This is a genomic window from Mycobacterium sp. MAC_080597_8934 (assembly GCF_000523975.1).
Lineage (GTDB): Bacteria > Actinomycetota > Actinomycetes > Mycobacteriales > Mycobacteriaceae > Mycobacterium > Mycobacterium avium.
In genome coordinates this window covers 65,799-83,545 of record NZ_JAOS01000004.1, presented here as the reverse complement: position 1 = coordinate 83,545, position 17,747 = coordinate 65,799, and the positions used below count along the sequence as shown (strand labels likewise).

The following is a 17,747-nucleotide window of genomic DNA, read 5'->3' as shown; positions in this document are numbered from 1 at the left end:
GGACTCGAGGAGAAGTCATGCCCACGGTTGAGATGCGGCTCCGCGAAGACTTGCGCAACTACGCCGTCGAATTGCGGCAACTGGCTTACACCTTGCCGCTGGGCGTCGGCGAGCACGACCTGTTGCAGTTGTCCGACCGGATGCGCGCCGCGGCCGACCAGCTGGTGCGCAAGGGGGCGTAACCGCTCAGCCGCCCTTGAGGCGGATCTTCCAGCGCACGAACCCCAGGTAGACGGTGCTGATCAGGACCAGCATGCCCACGTCGAACCACCAGGTGCCCGGGGCGTGGCGCCAGTGCGAGTCCTTGGGTGTGAGCGGCCCGGGCACCAGCTTGGTCAGGTCGGCGGTCGACGCCGACGCGGCGAATCCCCAGCGCGCCGGGGTTGCCCAGGCCATCTGATCGAGCCCCACCCGCCCGGTCACCGGGATCATCCCGCCGGAGAACACCAGCTGCGACATCACCGCCACCACCAGCAGCGGCATGATCTGCTCGTTGGACTTGGCGACGGCCGACAGGGCCAGCCCCAGCATGGCGGAGGCGACGCAGGTCAGCGCGACGTCGGCGAACAGCTCCAGCGCGGGCTTGCCCAGGGCCACGGCGCCCTGGGTGGGCGCGCCCTTGCCGAGCACCGCGATCGTGGTGACGATCGCCGACTGGACGATCGCGAACACGGTGTAGACGCAGACCTTGGCCAACAGATACGCCGACGTGGACAGCCCGACCGCCTGCTCGCGCAGGAAGATGGCGCGCTCCCCGATGAGGTCGCGGATGGTCAGCGCGGTGCCCATGAAGACGGCGCCGACGTTCAGCAGCACCAGGATCTGTCCCGGCTCGTTGGGCGCGGCGCCCATCGGGTTGGGGATGCCGAAGCCGACGTCACCGGGCACCGACATCGACAGCGAACCCATGATGAACGGCAGCAACGCCAGGAACACGAAGTAGCCGCGGTCGGAGACGATCAACCGCATCTGGCGGCGGGCGATCGTGGAGAACTGCCGGACCAGGCTGGTGTGCGCGGGGTCGCCGAGTTCGGCGGTTGCTCCGCCGGTGGCGGCGGCGGTTGCGGGCCGGTGCGGGCCAGGTAGCGCGCCCGGGAACCGTCCGGGTCGCCCGCGACGGTGCTGAAGATGTCGGCCCAGTTGGTGGTGCCCATGGCCGGGCCGATCTGGCCGGGCGGCCCGCAGAATGCCGTCTTGCCGCCGGGGGCGAGCAGCAGCACCTGGTCGCACACGTCCAGGTAGGTCAGCGAGTGGGTGACCACCAGCACCACGCGGCCGGCGTCGGCGAGCTGGCGCAGCATGGTCATCACCTGCCGGTCCAGCGCCGGGTCCAGACCGGACGTCGGCTCGTCGAGGATCAGCAGCGACGGCCCGGTGAGCAGCTCCAGCGCCACCGACGCACGCTTGCGCTGACCGCCGGACAGCTTGTCCACCCGGGTGTGCAGATGCTGGGTCATCTCGAGTTCTTCGAGCACCCGGGCCACCACCTGGGCGCGGTCTTCCTTGGTGGTGTCGGGTGGCAGCCGCAGTTCGGCGGCATACATCAACGCCTGCTGCACGGTGAGCTGGCCGTGCACCACGTCGTCCTGCGGCACCATCCCGATCCGGCTGCGCAGCGACGCGTACTCGGCGTGCACGTTGTGTCCCTCGAACGCCACCGTGCCGGTGGTCGGGTGGGTGTATCCGGCGACCAGCCGCGCGAACGTGGACTTACCGGCGCCGGACGGCCCGATGATCGCGGTCAGGGTGCCGGGCAGCGCGGTCAGCGAGATGTTGTCCAGCAGCGTCTTGTTGTTCTCGATCGTCCAGGTCACGCCGCGCACGTCGAGGCCGCCGGTGCGGGTCGCGGCCGCGGTCTGGTCGCGGCGGGCCAGGGTGCCGCCGTGGAAGACCAGGTCGATGTTGCCGATGGTGACGACGTCGCCGTCGCGCAGCACGGCCGAATCGACCCGGACGCCGTTGACGAAGGTGCCGTTGATGCTGCGGTTGTCGTGGATCTCGGTGCCGGCGGGCGTCGGGATCAGGGTGGCGTGGTGACGCGACGCCAGCACCTCGGGGATGACGATGTCGTTGTCGTTGGCGCGGCCGATCTTGACCGCGCCCGGTGTCGATTCCAGCCCCGCGCGGCCCGGCCGCAGGATCTTCATCATCGACGTGGCGAGGTTCGACGAGTCGCCGCCGATGCGCCCGGTCTGGGCGGGGGCGGGCTGCGCGGTGGTCGGCGGCGCGGCGTGCCCCGACGGCGCCCGGTAGATCTGCGGCGCGTGCTGCGGACCGCTGGGCGGATACCGGGTCGGTCCGCTGGGCGGGTGGCTCGGCTGCGCGCCGGTGGGCGGCTGCACCGGCTGGCGGAACGAGGACGACGCCGGCTGCTGTGGCTGGCTGATCCGCTGGGTGCCGGGCGGCTGGCCCTGCGCTGCGCCCGTCATCGGCCCGCTGGGCGTGCTGACGATCGGTATCGACGTGGTGAGCGGAGGCCGGCCGGCCGACCCCTGGTGGCGGCCGACCTCGAAGGACAGGGCCGGGCCGTCCGGGTTGCCCATGTTGACCCGGGTTCCGTCGTTGATGTCGACCATCGGGACGCGACGGTTGTTCACGTACAGCCCGTTCAGGCTGCCGTTGTCGATGGCGACCCATCGCCCCTGCTCGTAGCGCACGATCAGGTGGGTGCGGGAGATCAGTGGGTGCGCGACGCGCAGGTCGGCGCGAAGGTCACGCCCGATCACGACATCGTTGCCTGCCGCGAAGGTGCGCTCGGCTCCGTCGTAGCGCACGGTCAACGCAGGCGTGGCTGGTGGGGTCATCAGGACCAACTCTAACGGCAGCGGCGCCTGTTAGGCGCTATGCGTTTCCCGGCCCGGACCACGTCGGGAGGGTTTGGGCGGCTGCTTCGTGTTCCGCCGATTCCGGCGCCTGCGGCGGGGGACGCCCGGGCGACGAATCACGGTGCAGCGCAGCTACTTTCGGGCTCTTCAACCGGCCGCCGCGGTGCGCAGTCTGCGCACGTTCGAGAATCGAGTCCCGGCGGCGGTGACGTCCTTGACGAAATCGCCGAGGTACTTGATCGCGCGCCTGCCCTCCGGCAACACGTCGGCGGCCAGCGGGAAGTCGTGGATCTGTCCGTCCCAAAGATGGAGATCGCAGTGGATTCCGCTGGCTTCCAGGCGTTTCGCCATCAGCTCGGCGTCGGCAACCAACAACTCGTCCGAGCTGGCATGGATGGTGACCGGCGGCAGCGAGGACAGGTCGGCGTCCACCGGCGAGGCGACCGTGGAATCGCCGTGGCCCTCCAGCACCTGGGCGTTGCTCAGATACTCAGCGAACCGCGAGAACGCCCGGCAGGTAAACATCGAGCATTTGCGGGCGTTGCGGTGCTTGAGTTTTCGGGCCGGGTCCGTGTCGGTGAACGGTGACACGGTCGCGATGCCGGCCGGCTCCATGACCTCGTTCTGAATCGCCAGCAGGGTGGTCATGAACGCCAGGTATCCCCCGGCCGAGTCGCCGGCCACGACCACGCGGTCGCCGTCGAAGCCGCGGTCCTGCAGCCAGCGCAGTCCGTCGAGGCCGTCGTCGATGGCATCGGTGATCTGGTGCGCCGGCAGTTTGCGGTACGCCACGGCGAGCACGGCGGCATCCGCCGCCTTCGACAAGCGGGTCACCATCGGGCGGTGGGTGTTGAGGCCGCAGGTCAAAAAGGCGCCGCCGTGCAGGTACAGAATCGCCCGCTCCCCCGATACCCCGGGTGCGCGCACCCATTCGGCGGCGCAGTGCTCGAGCCGCACGGGGTGGGTGGTGCCGGCCGATCCCAGCCGCGGCACCAATCCGGCGAAGCTGTCGACATATTCGAGGGGCCAGTGCAGATTCGGCGTCAGCGCCCATGCGCGCACCGCGTTCTTCACGATCAAGCGGCTGGCGAGCGACACCGCTACCGACTGCGGACTATGGCGATGATGCACCCGCCGGATCGTTGCCACGCTGGGCAATACCCGACGGGGCGACATATGACTCGGATCGGCTGTACTCACCATCTGCATCAACCTCCTAAGTCGACACCGGGTACCCGTCACGGCGACGGGCTAACGGGAGAAGTACATGCGGCGAATGTCGGGTTCATCACCGTTTGCCGCGGGCTGAGATGGGTATCACTGGCTTGTCTTCCGGCCTGGTTGTCTTCCGGCCTGGTTGTCGCCGTTCTCGGGCAATGGCCGAAGATATGAGCGATGACGCAGCCCAAACACTTTGATCCGCTGCTGAGCGACCGGGTGGCGGTGGTGACCGGTGGTGGCGGCGGTATCGGCGCGGCCACCGCGCGGCTTTTCGCCGAGCACGGTGCGCATGTCGTCATCGCCGACATCGACGCCGAACTCGCCGACGAAACCGCCTCGGCGATCGCGGCGTCCGGCGGATCCGCGCATCCCATCACCGCCGACGTGCGAAACGCGGCCGAGGTCACCCACTTTGCGCGGACCGTGCTGGACCGCTATGGCCGGATCGATGTTTTGGTGAACAACGTGGGCCACTGGCTGCGCCACCCCGGGGGTTTCGCCGACACCGACCCGCAGCTGTGGGACGAGCTTTACCGGATCAACCTGCATCACGTTTTCCTTGTGACCCACGCGTTCCTGCCGACCATGATCGACCGGGGTGCCGGTGCGATCGTGAACGTCTCGTCGGTGGAGGGGCTGCGCGGTTATCCCGAGGACCCGGTGTACGCGGCCTTCAAAGCCGCCGTCATCGGATTCACCCGCAGCCTCGCGGTCCAGGTGGGCAATCATGGGGTGCGGGTGAACGCGGTCGCTCCCGACGTCACGGAATCGCTGCAAGTGCCCTACTCGCAATGGCTTTCGGCCGAGGAGCAGAGCCAGTGGCCGCGCTGGGTTCCGGTCGGGCGGATGGGCCTGCCCCAGGATCAGGCCCGGGTGATCCTGTTCTTGGCCTCCGACTGTTCGTCGTTCATCACCGGACACACCATCCCCACCGACGGCGGCACCACCGCGGCCGGCGGCTGGTTCCGCTCCTCACGTCGGCCCGGCCGGGAGTGGACGAATCGGCCCGCCGACCCCTGATCGATGTCCGGAGTGCCTGTGCACCAATAACTTTGAGTTCTTGCCAGACGAGAGATGGCCCGGCCACAGGAGTGGCCGGGCCATCGACGAGTACGGTTACTGTTCGGCCTTCTGGCGAGCCTCGTTGATCTCGGCGGCCTTTCGGGCGCTTTCGGCCTCGGCCTCCTTCTGTGCGGCCTCGCGCTGCGCCTCGGCCTTGTCCTGCTGGGCCTGACCCTCACGCATCAGGTCGTCGCGTCCGGCGACCGCGCCGGCCACTTCCTTGACCTTGCCCTTGACGCCCTCGACGACGCCCTCGATGGCCTCCTCGGGACCGCTCTTGTCCGACATGCGTCCTCCCTCCGTGTCGTACGTCTCGACCCCAGTTATTGCCAGCCGGCGCCGTCGCAAAACGTCGGCGAGCAGTAGCCTGCACCACAGCCTCATCCCGATCCCGCCCGGTCTACCTCCAATTCCCTCGCTGTGCAACAGAATTGACTGTCATCGCGTCCCGATCGAGCCGGCGCCGCCCCGCCTCACCGCACCGGGCACCGGCACGGCCGCTTACGCTGTTCGGGATCGACAGCGAGGAGTCGCGACGATGGAGATGTGGGAGCTGGTCGCCCGCGAGCAGATCCGGGACACCCTGGCGCGCTACAACTGGTCCGGCGACGCGGGCCGGGTCGACGACCTCGCGGAGAACTTCTGCCGCGACGGGGTCCTCGAAATCCGGGGCTTCGAGCCGTTGCGCGGCCGAGCGGCGATCGCGGCCTTCCTGCGCGGTGTCACCGGCGGCATCGCCGTCGACGTCGGCGTCAAACCGATTGTGCGCCACAACGTCTCCAACGTGTTGTTCACCGAGCTGCGGCCCGGCGAGGCGCGGGTCCGGTCCTACTTCACCGTCGTCACCCACATCGGGCTGGACCATTGCGGCCGCTACCGCGACCTGCTGGTGCCCGACGGCGGGGGCTGGCTGATCCAACACCGCGCGGTGTCCACCGACTGGGCGGCGCCCGGCTCGGTCATGGCCGGGTAGCACCGGCCGGCCGGCGATTCCGGTCAATGCCGGGGCGAATGTTTGCCGAACGCCCCGCAACGGCTACAGACATCACGGCGCACCAGCGGATCGCGGCCACCCCGATGGCCCCATCCGCGCGACGGCAGCGGAATGACCGCCGGTCATGTGACCACAGGTCACGGCCGCGAAACACAAAGACAGGCAGACATGCAACGACTCAGCGGGCTAGACGCGTTCTTCTTGTACCTGGAATCACCGACGCAGCTGCTGAACATTTGCTGTGTGATGGAGCTGGACCCCGCCACGATGCCGGGCGGCTACACCTTCGAGCGGTTTAGGACCGCGCTGTCGAGGCAGCTGGAAGCCGTGCCCGAATTCCGGCTCAAGCTGGCCGACACCCCACTCAACCTCGACCACCCGGTGTGGGTGGACGACGACCGGTTCGATCTGGGCCGGCACCTGCACCGCATCGCGCTGCCGTCACCCGGCGGACCGAAAGAACTGGCGGAGATCTGCGGCCACGTCGCCGGGCTGCCGCTCGATCGCGACCATCCGCTGTGGGAGATGTGGGTGGTCGAAGGCCGGCACGGCAACGACACGCTGTCCGTCGTCCTCAAGGCCCATCACGCCGTGGTGGACGGCGTGGGCGGCGCCAACCTGCTCGCGCAGTTGTGCGGCACGGCGCCCGACGCGCCGCCGCCCGAGCCGGCCGCCCGCGCCGGCACGGCGAACCGGCTGCAGATCGCCGCCGGCGGATTGATCGGGGCGGCGCTGCGGCCCTGGCGGCTGGCCAGGGTGCTGCCGACAACCGCGCTGACGCTGGCCGAAACGGTGCTGCGCGCCCGCGGCGGGGGGCAGACCATGGCGGCTCCGTTCGCGGCGCCGGCCACACCGTTCAACGGAACGTTCACCCGGCGCCGCAACGTCGCCCTGGCCGGCGTCGACCCCGAGGACGTCAAAGCGGTCAAGCGGCACTTCGGGGTGACGGTCAACGACGTGGTGACGGCGATCTGCGCGGGCGCGCTGCGCCAGTTCCTGGCCGACCGCGACGCACTGCCCGAGGTGCCGCTGGTGGCCAGCGTGCCGGTGTCGGTGCACGGCAAGTCCTCTCGACCCGGCCGCAACCAGACCACCTGGATGCTGTGCCGGCTGGAAACCCACATCGACGACCCGGTGCACCGGCTGACCACGATCGCGGAGAAAAACGCGGCGGCCAAGGAGCACGCCGCCGCGATGGGGCCGACCCTGCTGCAGGACTGGACGCAGGTGGCCGGGCAGACCGTGTTCGGCGTGGCGCGCAAACTGCTGCCCCGCATCCCGCTGCCGGACAAACCGCCGCACAATTTGGTGCTGTCCAACGTGGCCGGGCCACGACACCAGCTCTACTTCCTGGGCTGCCGGCTGGACGGCATGTACCCGCTGGGGCCGATCATCGCCGGCGCGGCGCTCAACATCACCGTGATGTCTCTGGGCGGGCGGCTCGGCGTCGGCATCCTCTCCTGCCCCGACCTGGTGCCCGACCTGTGGGATCTCGCCGACGCGTTTCCCGCCGCGCTCAAAGAGCTGACGAACTGCGTCAGGTCCGGCCGCGCCCGGACCTGAGCGCATCCGCGCCCGTTCAGCGGAACCGCGTCCGCCGTCGCCGGCACGGCATGGCAGGGTGATACCCGTGGCAGACACTCCTGGACGAACCGGCATCACCGAGCAAGACCTGCGTGAAATCAGCACGGAGAAGGGCGCTTTGCGCTACTACGACACCGGCGGCCCGGATTCGGCAGCCGTGCTGCTCTTCCTGCACGGCTCCGGCCCCGGCGTCACCGGGTGGCGCAACTTCCGCGGGATACTGCCCGCCTTCGCGGCCCACTATCGCTGCCTGGTGCTGGAATTCCCCGGGTTCGGGGTCAGCGACGACTTCGGTGGCCACCCGATGGTCACCGCGTTCGGCACCGTCGCGCCGTTTCTCGACGCGCTGGGCGTCGAGAAGGTGCACATCATCGGGAACTCGATGGGCGGGGGCGTCGGCATCAACTTCGCCACCCACAATCCGGACCGCGTCGGGCGGCTGGTGACCATCGGCGGCATCGGCACCAACATCTTCAGTCCCAGCCCCAGCGAGGGCATCCGGCTGTTGCAGGAGTTCGTCGAAGACCCGACCCGGCAACGGCTGGTCGACTGGCTCAAGTCGATGGTGTACGACCAGGCGCTGATCACCGAGCAGCTGATCGAGGAGCGCTGGGCGCTGGCCACCGATCCGGACACGCTGGCCGCGGCGCGGCGCATGTACGGCAAGGCGGCGTTCTCGGCGATGAACGCCGCGCTGAACGCATCCGATCGGCCGCTGCCGTGGGCCGTGATGCACAAGCTCACCGCGCCCACCCTGCTCACCTGGGGCCGCGACGACAGGGTGAGCCCGCCGGACATGGCACTGATCCCGATGCGCACCATCCCCAACGCGGAGCTGCACATCTTCCCCAACTCGGGGCACTGGGCGATGATCGAGGCCAAAGAGGCGTTCGAAAGCACCGTGCTGGCCTTCCTTTCGCGCGGCTGATTCGGTGCCCGGCAGGCACCCCGTACTTCGCAACGTCGGTCACGAACCCTCCTATCGCTGAGTGGCGCCCGCGTCGACCGGCAGGGTCACGGCGGTGATGTAACGCGCCTCGTCGGAGGCCAGGAACAGCGCGGCGTTGGCGACGTCGACCGGATCGACCCACGGCACCTGAAGCAGGTTCATCGCTCGCGCCGCTTCGGCGAACTCGGCTCGCGTCGGCGGCCGATCCAGGTCGGGCCGAAACGCGCTTCGTACGGTGTCGTTTTGGATCAACGGCGTGTCGACGTTGGTCGGGTGCACGCAGTTAACGCGCACCCGGTGCGGCGCGAGTTCGTGGGCCAGGCTCTGCATCAGGCCGACCACGCCGTGCTTGGCGGCGGTGTAGTGCGCGACGCCGACCAGACCACGCAGTCCCGCAATGGAATTCGTCAAGATCATCGAACCGGCGCCGCGTGCGATCAGATGCGGCGCGGCGGCGCGGCACGTGTGCCATACGCCGGTGAGGTTCACGTCGAGCATGGTGCGCCAGACGCTCTCGTCCATCTCGACCGTCATCGCGCGCGACGTGATGCCGGCGGTCGCGCAGACCACGTCCAACCCGCCGAACCGTCGCGCACCGCGCTCGGTGGCGGCCTGAACGCCATCGAGGTCACGAACGTCGACGAGCTCCGCGTGCATTCGCCCGCCCACCTCGCCGACCAGCGAGGCCGTGTGGTCGAGATCGTCGGGTGTGCTGGGCGGAACCATCACCGTGTCCACCGGTCCGCACAGGTCGAGGGCCACGATGTCGGCGCCCTCCTGCGCGAACCGCACGGCTTGGGCGCGCCCGATTCCCCGCGCCGCGCCCGTGATCAACGCGACCTTCCCCGCCAGCCGCCCTGTGGCACTGACTTGTGGCATCCGGCGATTCTGCCGGCGCGGGCGGCACCGGGGTCGGTGTGTGTCCGATGGCCGGGAGACGATCATGCCGGCGTACCGGTCACCGGGATATCCCGGCCGAGGACGACCGCCGGGACCTAACGTAGGCATCCGTGACCAGTGGCAGTGACCGGCGCGCAACCCCGGATGTCGATGTGGTGGTCGTCGGCGCGGGCTTCGCCGGCCTGTACGCGCTGCACAAACTGCGATCGAACGGCCTGCGGGTCAGGGTGTTCGAGGCCGGGCCGGACGTCGGCGGCACCTGGTACTTCAACCGCTATCCCGGGGCCCGATGCGACGTCGAGAGCGTGGACTACTGCTACTCGTTCTCCGACGCGCTGCAACGGGAGTGGGATTGGTCGGAGAAGTACGCCACCCAACCCGAGATTCTGGCCTACATCAATTGGGTCGCCGACCGGCTGGATCTGCGCCGCGACATCACCCTGAACGCCCGCGTGAATTCCGCCGTGCTCGACGAAGTGCAGCTGCGCTGGACGGTGACCACCGAGGCGGGCGAGCGCGTCACCGCCCGGTTCTGCGTGATGGCCACCGGCCCGTTGTCGGCGGCGATGACTCCGCCGTTCCCCGGTTTGGATACCTTCGCCGGGCAGGTCTACCACACCGCGGCCTGGCCGCACGAACCGGTGGACTTCACCGGCAAGCGCGTCGCCGTCATTGGCACGGGATCCTCTGGCATCCAATCGATTCCGATCATCGCCGAGGCCGCATCGCAGCTGTACGTGTTCCAGCGCACCCCGAATTACAGTGTGCCGGCGGGTAACCGGCCGTTGAGCGACTCCGACCGTGCCGAGGTGAAAGCCCATTACGCGGAACGACGACGGATGTCGTGGCGCAGCGGGGGTGGCTCGCCCCACGTCGCCCACCCGAAGTTGACGATGGAGGCAACCCCCGAGGAACGGCGTGAGGCATTCGAAAAGCGCTGGGAGCTCGGCGGAGTGCTGTTCTCCAAGACATTCGCCGACCAGATGATCGACCCGGTCGCCAACGAGGAGGCCCGCAAGTTCTACGAGGAGAAGGTGCGCGCCGTCATCGACGACCCGGCGCTGGCCGACCTGCTCATCCCGAATGACCATCCGATCGGCACCAAGCGAATCTGCACCGACAGCAACTACTTTCAGACCTTCAACCGCCCGAACGTGAAGCTGATCAGCGTCCGCAAGACGCCGATCATGTCCATCGATGCGACCGGCATCAACACCACCGACGCCCATTACGACCTCGACGCGATCGTGCTGGCGACCGGATTCGACGCGATGACCGGCGCGCTGGCCAAGATCGACATCGTGGGCCGCGACGGAAGGCGGCTGAGCGACGACTGGTCCGGCGGCCCGCGCACGTACCTGGGCCTCGGCGTCGACGGATTCCCCAACCTGTTCCTGGTTTCGGGTCCCGGCGCGCCCGCCGTGCTGGCCAACATGGTGTTGCATGCCGAGGCGAACGTGAACTGGATCGCCGACTGCATCGCATATCTCGACGCCCATGACTACACCGCTGTCGAGGCGACGACGGATGCGGTCGACGACTGGGGCGCCGAGTGCGCGCGCCGCGCCGACGCCACCCTGTTCACCAAAGCCGACTCGTGGTATTTGGGTGCCAACGTGCCCGGAAAGCCGCGCGTCTTCATGCTTTTCGTCGGCGGGTTCGGCGTCTATCTCGACATCTGCGCCGAGGTCGCCAATGCCGGCTACAAGGGGTTTTCCTTGGTCAAGGCCCGCTGATGTCGGGTCTGCGCGGACGGGTAGTGCTGGTTACCGGCGCCGGTCGCGGGATCGGTCGCAGCCATTGCCAGCGGTTCGCCGAGGAGGGCGCCGACGTGATCGCGGTGGATGTGCCCGCGGCGGCTCCCGACCTCGCGCAGACCGCCGCCGCGGTGCAACAGCGCGGCGTGCGCGCGGCGACCGCTCTGGCTGACGTCAGCGACTTCGCCGCGTTGGCGGCCGCGGTGGACGAGGCCGTCGGCCGACTCGGTCGCCTGGACGTGCTCGTCGGCAACGCGGGAATCCACCCGGCCGCCGCGCCCGCGTGGGAGATCACCCCGCAGAACTGGCAGCAGACGTTGGATGTCAACCTCACCGGCGTGTGGCACACCGTCAAGGCGGGCGTACCCCACATGAGCCGGACCGCCCGAGGCGGATCGATCGTGATCATCAGCTCCACCAGTGGTATTCGCGGAACGCCCGGCGCCGCCCCGTACTCCGCGAGCAAGCACGCCGTCGTGGGGTTGGCGCGCACCCTCGCCAACGAGCTGGGACCGCAAGGCATCCGCGTCAACACCGTTCACCCCGGGGCGGTGGCGACCGCGATGGTGCTCGACGAGGCCACCTTCCGGCGGCTGCGGCCCGACCTGGACAACCCGACGGCAGACGACGCCGCCGAGGCGCTCAGCGCCCGGCACCTGCTGCCGGTTCCCTGGGTGGAGCCGGTCGACGTGAGCAATGCCGTGGTGTTTCTGGCGTCCGACCAGGCGCGCTACATCACCGGCACCCAGATCGTGGTCGACGCCGGATTGCTGGCCAAGGCTTAGGACGCAAGCCTTGCAACGACGACACATGCCGCGGCGCCCAATTTCGTCCGCTCATCGGGATTTCCTTTGGGACGGGCCACGACTGCGGTAGACCATTACTAAGCACCCACAGGTAAGGACAACAACATGAGTGAGCGGGTAATCGACCGGGTCATGGCCATGGCCGACCAGCTGCGCGACCAGGCCGCCGAAGCCGAACAACTCGGCCGGCTCACCGACGACACCGTCAAGCTGATGAAGGGCGCCGGCCTGATCCGGCTGCTGCAAACCAAGCAGTACCAGGGTTTCGAGGTCCACCCCCGCGAGTTCGCCGAGACCGTGATGGCCACCGCGGCGCTGGACCCGGCCGCCGGCTGGATCGTCGGCGTGGTGGGTGTGCACCCCTACCAGTTGGCCTACGCGGACCCGAAGGTCGCGGCCGAAGTCTGGGCCGACGACGTCGACACCTGGATGGCCTCGCCGTACGCGCCGCAGGGCGTGGCCAAGCCGGTCGACGGCGGGTACATCTTCAACGGGCGCTGGCAGTTCAGCTCGGGCACCGACCACTGCGACTGGATCATCCTGGGCGCCATGCTCGGTGACGAGCAGGGTGTGCCGTTGATGCCGCCGCAGATGCTGCACATGATCCTGCCCCGCAAGGACTACGAGATCGTCGAGGACTCGTGGAATGTGGTGGGGCTGCGCGGAACCGGCTCCAAGGACGTCATCGTCAAGGATGCGTTCGTGCCCAGCTACCGGACCATGGACGCGACCAAGGTGATGGACGGCACCGCCCAGCGCGAAGCCGGCATGACCGAGCCGCTGTATCTGATGCCGTGGTCGACGATGTTCCCGCTGGGCATCTCGGCGGCCACCATCGGCATCGCCGAGGGCGCGCTGGCCGCACACCTGGACTACCAGCGCTCCCGGGTGGGCGCCACCGGAACGGCGATCAAGGACGACCCCTACGTCATGTACGCCATCGGCGAGGCCGCGGCCGACATCAACGCCGCCCGCCAGGAACTGCTGGCCAACGCCGACCGGATCTACGACATCGTCGCCTCCGGCAAGGAGGTGTCCTTCGCCGACCGCGCGGCCGGCCGGCGCACCCAGGTCCGCGCGGTGTGGCGGGCGGTGTCGGCGGTCGACGAGATCTTCGCCCGCTCCGGCGGCAACGCGGCGCGAATGGACAAGCCGCTGCAACGGTATTGGCGCGACGTGCACGTCGGCCAGATGCACGCCATCCACGTCCCCGGGACGACCTATCACGCGTCGGCGCTGAGTTCGATCGGCATCGACCCGCCCGAAGGCCCGCTGCGAGCATTGATCTGAGAGGTTTTCCATGTCTGACCTGAAAAGCCTTGGCTACATCACAGTTTCGACGGCCGACATCGAGCGCTGGCGCCATTTCGCGTTCGGTGTGCTGGGGTTCGCGGAGGGTAAAGGACCCGACGAGTCGGCCCTGTACCTGCGGATGGACGAACGCGCGGCCCGGATCATCGTCGTGCCCGGCGACGTTGACCGGGTGGTCACGGTCGGCTGGGAGGTGCGTGACCACCAGGCACTGCAGCGGGTCAAGGCCACGCTGGACGGCGCCGGGGTGGCCTTCAAGGAATTGTCGCTCCAAGAGGCCGACGCCCGCCGCGTCGAAGAGGTGATCACCTTCGAGGATCCGGCCGGCACGACGCTGGAGGTGTTCCACGGCGCGGTGCTCGACCACAGCCCGGTCATCACCCCGTTCGGCGCGAAGTTCGTGACGGGCGACCAGGGTCTGGGCCACGTGGTGGTGCCCGCCACCGACCCGAACGGTCTGTTCGACTTCTACACCGAGGTACTGGGATTCCGGTCTCGTGGCGCGTTCCGGGTGCCGCTGCCCGCGGAGTTCGGCCCGATCCGGGTGCGGTTCCTGGGCATCAACGCACGCCACCACAGCCTGGCGATCTGCCCGGCCGCCCAACAGCGCGACCCGGGGCTGGTCCACGTCATGGTGGAGGTGGACAGCCTCGACGCCGTCGGGCAGGCGCTGGACCGGGTCAATGCCGACGGCTTCACCGTCGCGTCCACCCTGGGCCGGCACACCAACGACAAGATGGTGTCCTTCTACGTCCGCGCGCCCGGCGACTGGGACATCGAATTCGGCACCGACGGGATGCGGGTCGACGAAACCTATTACACCGCAGAGGAAATCACCGCCGACAGCTACTGGGGCCACGAGTGGATTCCGGAACCACCCGCGGCGATGCGCATGTGAGTACCGACGTCACACCGATACCCGCGTCGTCGATCACCTCGTGGGACCACGAGGCCGACGTCGTCATCGCCGGCTACGGCGTGGCCGGTGCGGCCGCGGCGGTGGAAGCGGCCCGCGCCGGGGCCGACGTCCTGGTGCTGGAGCGCACCGGATCCTGGGGCGGCGCGGCAGCGATGGCCGGCGGATTCATCTACCTGGGCGGCGGCACGCCCATCCAGAAGGCTTGTGGTTTCACCGATTCCGTCGACAACATGGCGGCGTTCCTCAACGTTGCGATGGGCCCGGGTGCCGACGCCGACCGGATCGCCGACTACTGCGCGGGCAGCCTCGCCCACTTCGAGTGGCTGGTCGGCTGCGGAGTGCCGTTCAAGGCGGAGTTCTTCGGCGAGCCCGGCTGGGAGCCGATGGGCGATCAGGGGTTGATGTACAGCGGCGGGGAGAACTCGTATCCGTTCAACACCATCGCCTCCCCCGCTCCGCGCGGGCACGTCCCGCAGATGCAGAACAAGAAGCAGGGCGAAGCCAGCGCCGGCTACATGTTGATGAAGCCGCTCGTCGAGAGCGCCACCGCCGCCGGCGCCCGCGCGCTCTACGACGTGCGGGTGCAGCGGCTGATCACCGAGTCCGACGGCCGGGTCGTCGGCATGCGCGCGCGAAGGTACGGCACCGAGATGAACATCCGGGCGCGTACCGGCGTGGTGCTGGCGACCGGCAGCTTCGCCTACAACGACTCCATGGTGGCCCGCTACGCGCCGCGCATCGCTGGACGCCCGGCCGCCTCGATCGAGCAGCACGACGGGCAGGCGATCCGGATGGCCCAGGCGCTGGGCGCCGACCTCGCGCACATGGACGCCACCGAGGTGGCGATCTTCATCGATCCCCAGCAGTTGGTGCGCGGCATCCTGGTCAACGGCCGCGGCCAGCGCTACGTCGCCGAGGACACCTACCCGGGCCGGATCGGGCAGCTCACCCTCTACCAGCAGGACAACACCGCCTACCTGATCATCGACGGCGACGCCCAGGACGAGGCGATGGCCTCGTGGTCGCCCAAGCTGATGCTGCGCCCGGCGACCTGGGTGGCCGACACGGTGGCCGACCTGGAACGCGACATGGCCCTGCCGCCCGGTTCGCTGCAGGACACCGTGGCCGCCTACAACGCGGGCGCCGCCCGCGGCGAGGATCCGCTGCTGCACAAGAAGCCCGAGTGGATCAGGCCGATCGGCTCCCCCGTCGGCGCGGTCGACCTGCGGGAAAGCACCGGCGGCTTCACCCTGGGCGGGCTGGCCACCACGCTGGACGCCGAGGTGCTGCACGTCAGCGGGCAGCCCATCCCGGGCCTCTTCGCGGCCGGCCGGTGCACCGCCGGGCTGGCCGCCTGGGGCTACGCCAGCGGCATCTCGCTCGGCGACGGCAGCTTCTACGGCCGCCGCGCCGGCGCCTCGGCCGCCGGTTGTCGCTTGCCGCGCGTGTAACGCCACGGCGGAGAAATCACCCCGGAACCCGCCGTGGCGTTACACGCGCGAATGTCGCCCCGGGGCGTGTCCTGTGTGACAACGAACACAGCGGTGTGGTAGGAAGATATTCCTAATAGGAATATGCCATCCAGGAGGACATATGCCCGCGCCCGCCGAAACCCCCACCGCGGTCATCGACCGCATCTCGCTGGTGCTGGACGCATTCGACGGGCCGGGACGCCTGACGCTGGCCCAGATCGTGCGCCGCACCGGCCTGCCGCGCTCGTCGGCGCACCGGATGCTGGAGCGGTTGGTCCAGTTGCGCTGGCTGCGCCGCAGCGGCCGTGACTACGAACTCGGCATGCGCCTCGTCGAGCTGGGCTCGCTGGCCGTGCACCAGGATCGTCTGGTGCGCGCAGCCACCCCCTTGTTGGTCGAATTGCACCGTGCCACCGGGCTTGTCGTGCACCTGGCGGTGCTGGACGGCCCCGACGTCGTTTATCTGGAGAAGGTCGGTGACCGGCTGAACAGTGTGATCCCGAGCCGGGTCGGGGGCCGTCAGCCGGCGCACTGTACGGCCGTCGGCAAGGCGATCCTGGCTTACCGCGACGAGGCGACCGACCTCGACCTGGGGGCTCGCCCGACCAAATACTCGATTTCCAGCGCCCCGCAACTGGCGGCCGAACTCGCCAAGGTCAGGGCGCACGGCGTCGCTTTCGAACGCGAAGAATCCTTGCTCGGGTTTGGCTGTGTCGCAGCTCCAATCGGCGGTCCCGGCGAAGCTGCCGCAGCCGTGTCGGTGTGCGGTCCGCTGCAGCGCATGGCGCTCGACCAGCGGCTGGCAGCGCCGGTACGGATGACCGCGATGGGCGTGTGGCGCAACGTGGAGGGAGGCCCGCAACGGGTCGCGCCGACCCTGCAGCGCCTGCGGCCGTTGCCGCCGATGCGGCCGCAGCATCCGGTGCCCAAGCCGCGCCCCGCCCTGCAGTACGCGTGAGCCTCGAGCCGCAGATCGCGGCGATCATCGAGCAATTGGACAGCGGGTTTCCACCCGTGCAGCAGATGAGCGGCGCCGAGGCCCGAGCGCTGATCCGATCCAGGCTGGTGCCGCCGGCCCAGCCCGAGCCCGTCGCCGAGGTGGCCGATCGGTTGGTCGAGGGTCCGGGCGGCCCCCTCCGCATACGCGTATACCGACCCGAAGCGGCGGCGCCGCTCCCCGCCCTCGTGTACGCCCACGGCGGTGGCTTCGTGTTCTGCGACCTTGACAGTCACGACGGCCTGTGCCGCAATCTTGCCAATCTTGTTCCCGCCGTTGTCGTTTCGGTCGACTACCGGTTGGCCCCGGAGAACGCGTGGCCGGCGGCCGCCGAAGACGTGTACGCGGCGACGTGCTGGGCCCGCGACCACGCCGACGCGCTCGGGGCCGACCCCGCACGACTGGTCGTGGGCGGCGACAGCGCGGGCGGCAACCTGGCCGCGGTGACCACGGTCATGTGTCGCGACCGCGGCGGCCCGGCGCCGGCGGCCCAACTGCTGATCTATCCGGTGATCGCGGCCGATTTCGACACCGAGTCGTACCGCCTCTTCGGCCAGGGCTACTACAACCCGGCGCCGGCGCTGCGGTGGTACTGGGATTGCTACGTGCCCTCGACCCGAGACCGCGCGCACCCCTACGCCACGCCGCTGAACGCCGACCTACGCGGACTCCCGCCCGCGGTCGTGGTGGTCGCCGGCCACGATCCGCTGCGCGACGAAGGATTGGCCTTCGGCGCCGCGCTCGAAGCGGCGGGCGTGCCGACCGTGCAATTGCGTTATGAGGGCGGCATCCACGGGTTCATGACGATGCCGATGCTCGACATCGCGCACCGGGCGCGCAACGAGGCGGCGGCCGCCCTGGCCGATCTGCTGCGGCGGTAACGCGACGGCTTCGACGGTTGACCGGAGGTTCCCGGTGGTCGGGAGCCGGCCCCGCTGCGTCCCCCGGGT

General features: G+C 69.2%; 15 protein-coding genes and 1 pseudogene. 12 read left to right on the top strand and 4 right to left on the bottom strand.

Annotation, left to right across the window (positions count from 1 at the left end):
• Positions 1-17: 17 nt before the first annotated feature.
• The gene (locus NF20_RS27555) at positions 18-182 is read left to right on the top strand and encodes a hypothetical protein (protein ID WP_003876406.1); all 165 of its coding nucleotides are present in this window, start codon (positions 18-20) and stop codon (positions 180-182) included.
• 4 nt (positions 183-186) lie between these two features.
• Here the strand turns inward: NF20_RS27555 and NF20_RS03145 are convergent.
• Both NF20_RS03145 and NF20_RS03140 read right to left on the bottom strand, forming a co-directional pair.
• Positions 187-2,804: pseudogene (locus NF20_RS03145) on the bottom strand (FHA domain-containing protein).
• A gap of 168 nt (positions 2,805-2,972) precedes the next feature.
• Positions 2,973-4,028: an alpha/beta hydrolase gene (locus tag NF20_RS03140; RefSeq protein WP_080691842.1), complete on the bottom strand. Its 1,056-nt coding sequence runs from the start codon at positions 4,026-4,028 to the stop codon at positions 2,973-2,975.
• Between the two features lie 192 nt (positions 4,029-4,220).
• On the opposite strand from NF20_RS03140, the gene NF20_RS03135 reads away from it, so the two are divergent.
• Entirely contained in the window at positions 4,221-5,066 is an 846-nt protein-coding gene (locus NF20_RS03135; RefSeq protein WP_033711692.1) for an SDR family NAD(P)-dependent oxidoreductase, read from the top strand.
• Between the two features lie 96 nt (positions 5,067-5,162).
• On the opposite strand, the gene NF20_RS03130 is transcribed toward NF20_RS03135, so the two are convergent.
• On the bottom strand, positions 5,163-5,396 hold the full coding sequence (locus tag NF20_RS03130) for a CsbD family protein (RefSeq protein WP_003876401.1): 234 nt from the start codon (positions 5,394-5,396) through the stop codon (positions 5,163-5,165).
• 250 nt (positions 5,397-5,646) lie between these two features.
• On the opposite strand from NF20_RS03130, the gene NF20_RS03125 reads away from it, so the two are divergent.
• The 3 genes from NF20_RS03125 to NF20_RS03115 all read left to right on the top strand — a co-directional run bounded on the left by NF20_RS03125 (position 5,647) and on the right by NF20_RS03115 (position 8,614).
• A complete protein-coding gene (locus NF20_RS03125) occupies positions 5,647-6,081 on the top strand; it encodes a nuclear transport factor 2 family protein (protein WP_033711690.1) in 435 nt (144 codons plus the stop codon).
• Positions 6,082-6,270: 189 nt separating this feature from the next.
• Positions 6,271-7,665 (top strand): WS/DGAT/MGAT family O-acyltransferase, encoded by a 1,395-nt coding sequence (locus NF20_RS03120; protein ID WP_033711688.1) that lies wholly within the window; start codon positions 6,271-6,273, stop codon positions 7,663-7,665.
• A gap of 67 nt (positions 7,666-7,732) precedes the next feature.
• Positions 7,733-8,614: an alpha/beta fold hydrolase gene (locus NF20_RS03115; protein WP_033711686.1), complete on the top strand. Its 882-nt coding sequence runs from the start codon at positions 7,733-7,735 to the stop codon at positions 8,612-8,614.
• A gap of 51 nt (positions 8,615-8,665) precedes the next feature.
• Here the strand turns inward: NF20_RS03115 and NF20_RS03110 are convergent, their stop codons facing one another.
• The gene (locus NF20_RS03110; protein ID WP_033711684.1) at positions 8,666-9,514 is read right to left on the bottom strand and encodes a mycofactocin-coupled SDR family oxidoreductase; all 849 of its coding nucleotides are present in this window, start codon (positions 9,512-9,514) and stop codon (positions 8,666-8,668) included.
• 131 nt (positions 9,515-9,645) lie between these two features.
• Between NF20_RS03110 and NF20_RS03105 the strand changes: the two genes are divergently transcribed.
• From NF20_RS03105 to NF20_RS03075, 7 genes are all read left to right on the top strand, one after another.
• The gene (locus NF20_RS03105) at positions 9,646-11,271 is read left to right on the top strand and encodes a flavin-containing monooxygenase (RefSeq protein WP_033711683.1); all 1,626 of its coding nucleotides are present in this window, start codon (positions 9,646-9,648) and stop codon (positions 11,269-11,271) included.
• Positions 11,271-12,077, top strand: coding sequence for a mycofactocin-coupled SDR family oxidoreductase (locus tag NF20_RS03100; RefSeq protein ID WP_033711681.1), 807 nt, complete (start codon positions 11,271-11,273; stop codon positions 12,075-12,077). The genes NF20_RS03105 and NF20_RS03100 overlap by 1 nt, the downstream gene beginning before the upstream one ends.
• 126 nt (positions 12,078-12,203) lie before the next feature.
• A complete protein-coding gene (locus NF20_RS03095) occupies positions 12,204-13,388 on the top strand; it encodes an acyl-CoA dehydrogenase family protein (RefSeq protein ID WP_003876394.1) in 1,185 nt (394 codons plus the stop codon).
• Positions 13,389-13,398: 10 nt separating this feature from the next.
• The gene (bphC, locus tag NF20_RS03090; protein WP_009977156.1) at positions 13,399-14,307 is read left to right on the top strand and encodes a biphenyl-2,3-diol 1,2-dioxygenase; all 909 of its coding nucleotides are present in this window, start codon (positions 13,399-13,401) and stop codon (positions 14,305-14,307) included.
• Positions 14,271-15,779: an FAD-dependent oxidoreductase gene (locus NF20_RS03085; RefSeq protein ID WP_050485457.1), complete on the top strand. Its 1,509-nt coding sequence runs from the start codon at positions 14,271-14,273 to the stop codon at positions 15,777-15,779. The genes bphC and NF20_RS03085 overlap by 37 nt, the downstream gene beginning before the upstream one ends.
• A 142-nt stretch (positions 15,780-15,921) precedes the next feature.
• On the top strand, positions 15,922-16,758 hold the full coding sequence (locus tag NF20_RS03080) for an IclR family transcriptional regulator (protein ID WP_009977157.1): 837 nt from the start codon (positions 15,922-15,924) through the stop codon (positions 16,756-16,758).
• Positions 16,755-17,678, top strand: coding sequence for an alpha/beta hydrolase (locus NF20_RS03075; RefSeq protein ID WP_009977158.1), 924 nt, complete (start codon positions 16,755-16,757; stop codon positions 17,676-17,678). The genes NF20_RS03080 and NF20_RS03075 overlap by 4 nt, the downstream gene beginning before the upstream one ends.
• The last annotated feature ends 69 nt before the right edge of the window (positions 17,679-17,747 follow it).

What these genes read in the sequence shown, in the direction of transcription:
- NF20_RS03120 (WP_033711688.1), top strand. Translation starts at nt 6,271, where the DNA reads ATGCAACGACTCAGCGGGCTAGACGCGTTCTTCTTGTACCTGGAATCA.
- NF20_RS03110 (WP_033711684.1), bottom strand. Translation starts at nt 9,514, where the DNA reads ATGCCACAAGTCAGTGCCACAGGGCGGCTGGCGGGGAAGGTCGCGTTG.
- NF20_RS03100 (WP_033711681.1), top strand. Translation starts at nt 11,271, where the DNA reads ATGTCGGGTCTGCGCGGACGGGTAGTGCTGGTTACCGGCGCCGGTCGC.
- bphC (WP_009977156.1), top strand. Translation starts at nt 13,399, where the DNA reads ATGTCTGACCTGAAAAGCCTTGGCTACATCACAGTTTCGACGGCCGAC.
- NF20_RS03095 (WP_003876394.1), top strand. Translation starts at nt 12,204, where the DNA reads ATGAGTGAGCGGGTAATCGACCGGGTCATGGCCATGGCCGACCAGCTG.
- NF20_RS03080 (WP_009977157.1), top strand. Translation starts at nt 15,922, where the DNA reads ATGCCCGCGCCCGCCGAAACCCCCACCGCGGTCATCGACCGCATCTCG.
- NF20_RS03125 (WP_033711690.1), top strand. Translation starts at nt 5,647, where the DNA reads ATGGAGATGTGGGAGCTGGTCGCCCGCGAGCAGATCCGGGACACCCTG.
- NF20_RS03140 (WP_080691842.1), bottom strand. Translation starts at nt 4,028, where the DNA reads ATGGTGAGTACAGCCGATCCGAGTCATATGTCGCCCCGTCGGGTATTG.
- NF20_RS03130 (WP_003876401.1), bottom strand. Translation starts at nt 5,396, where the DNA reads ATGTCGGACAAGAGCGGTCCCGAGGAGGCCATCGAGGGCGTCGTCGAG.
- NF20_RS03135 (WP_033711692.1), top strand. Translation starts at nt 4,221, where the DNA reads ATGACGCAGCCCAAACACTTTGATCCGCTGCTGAGCGACCGGGTGGCG.
- NF20_RS27555 (WP_003876406.1), top strand. Translation starts at nt 18, where the DNA reads ATGCCCACGGTTGAGATGCGGCTCCGCGAAGACTTGCGCAACTACGCC.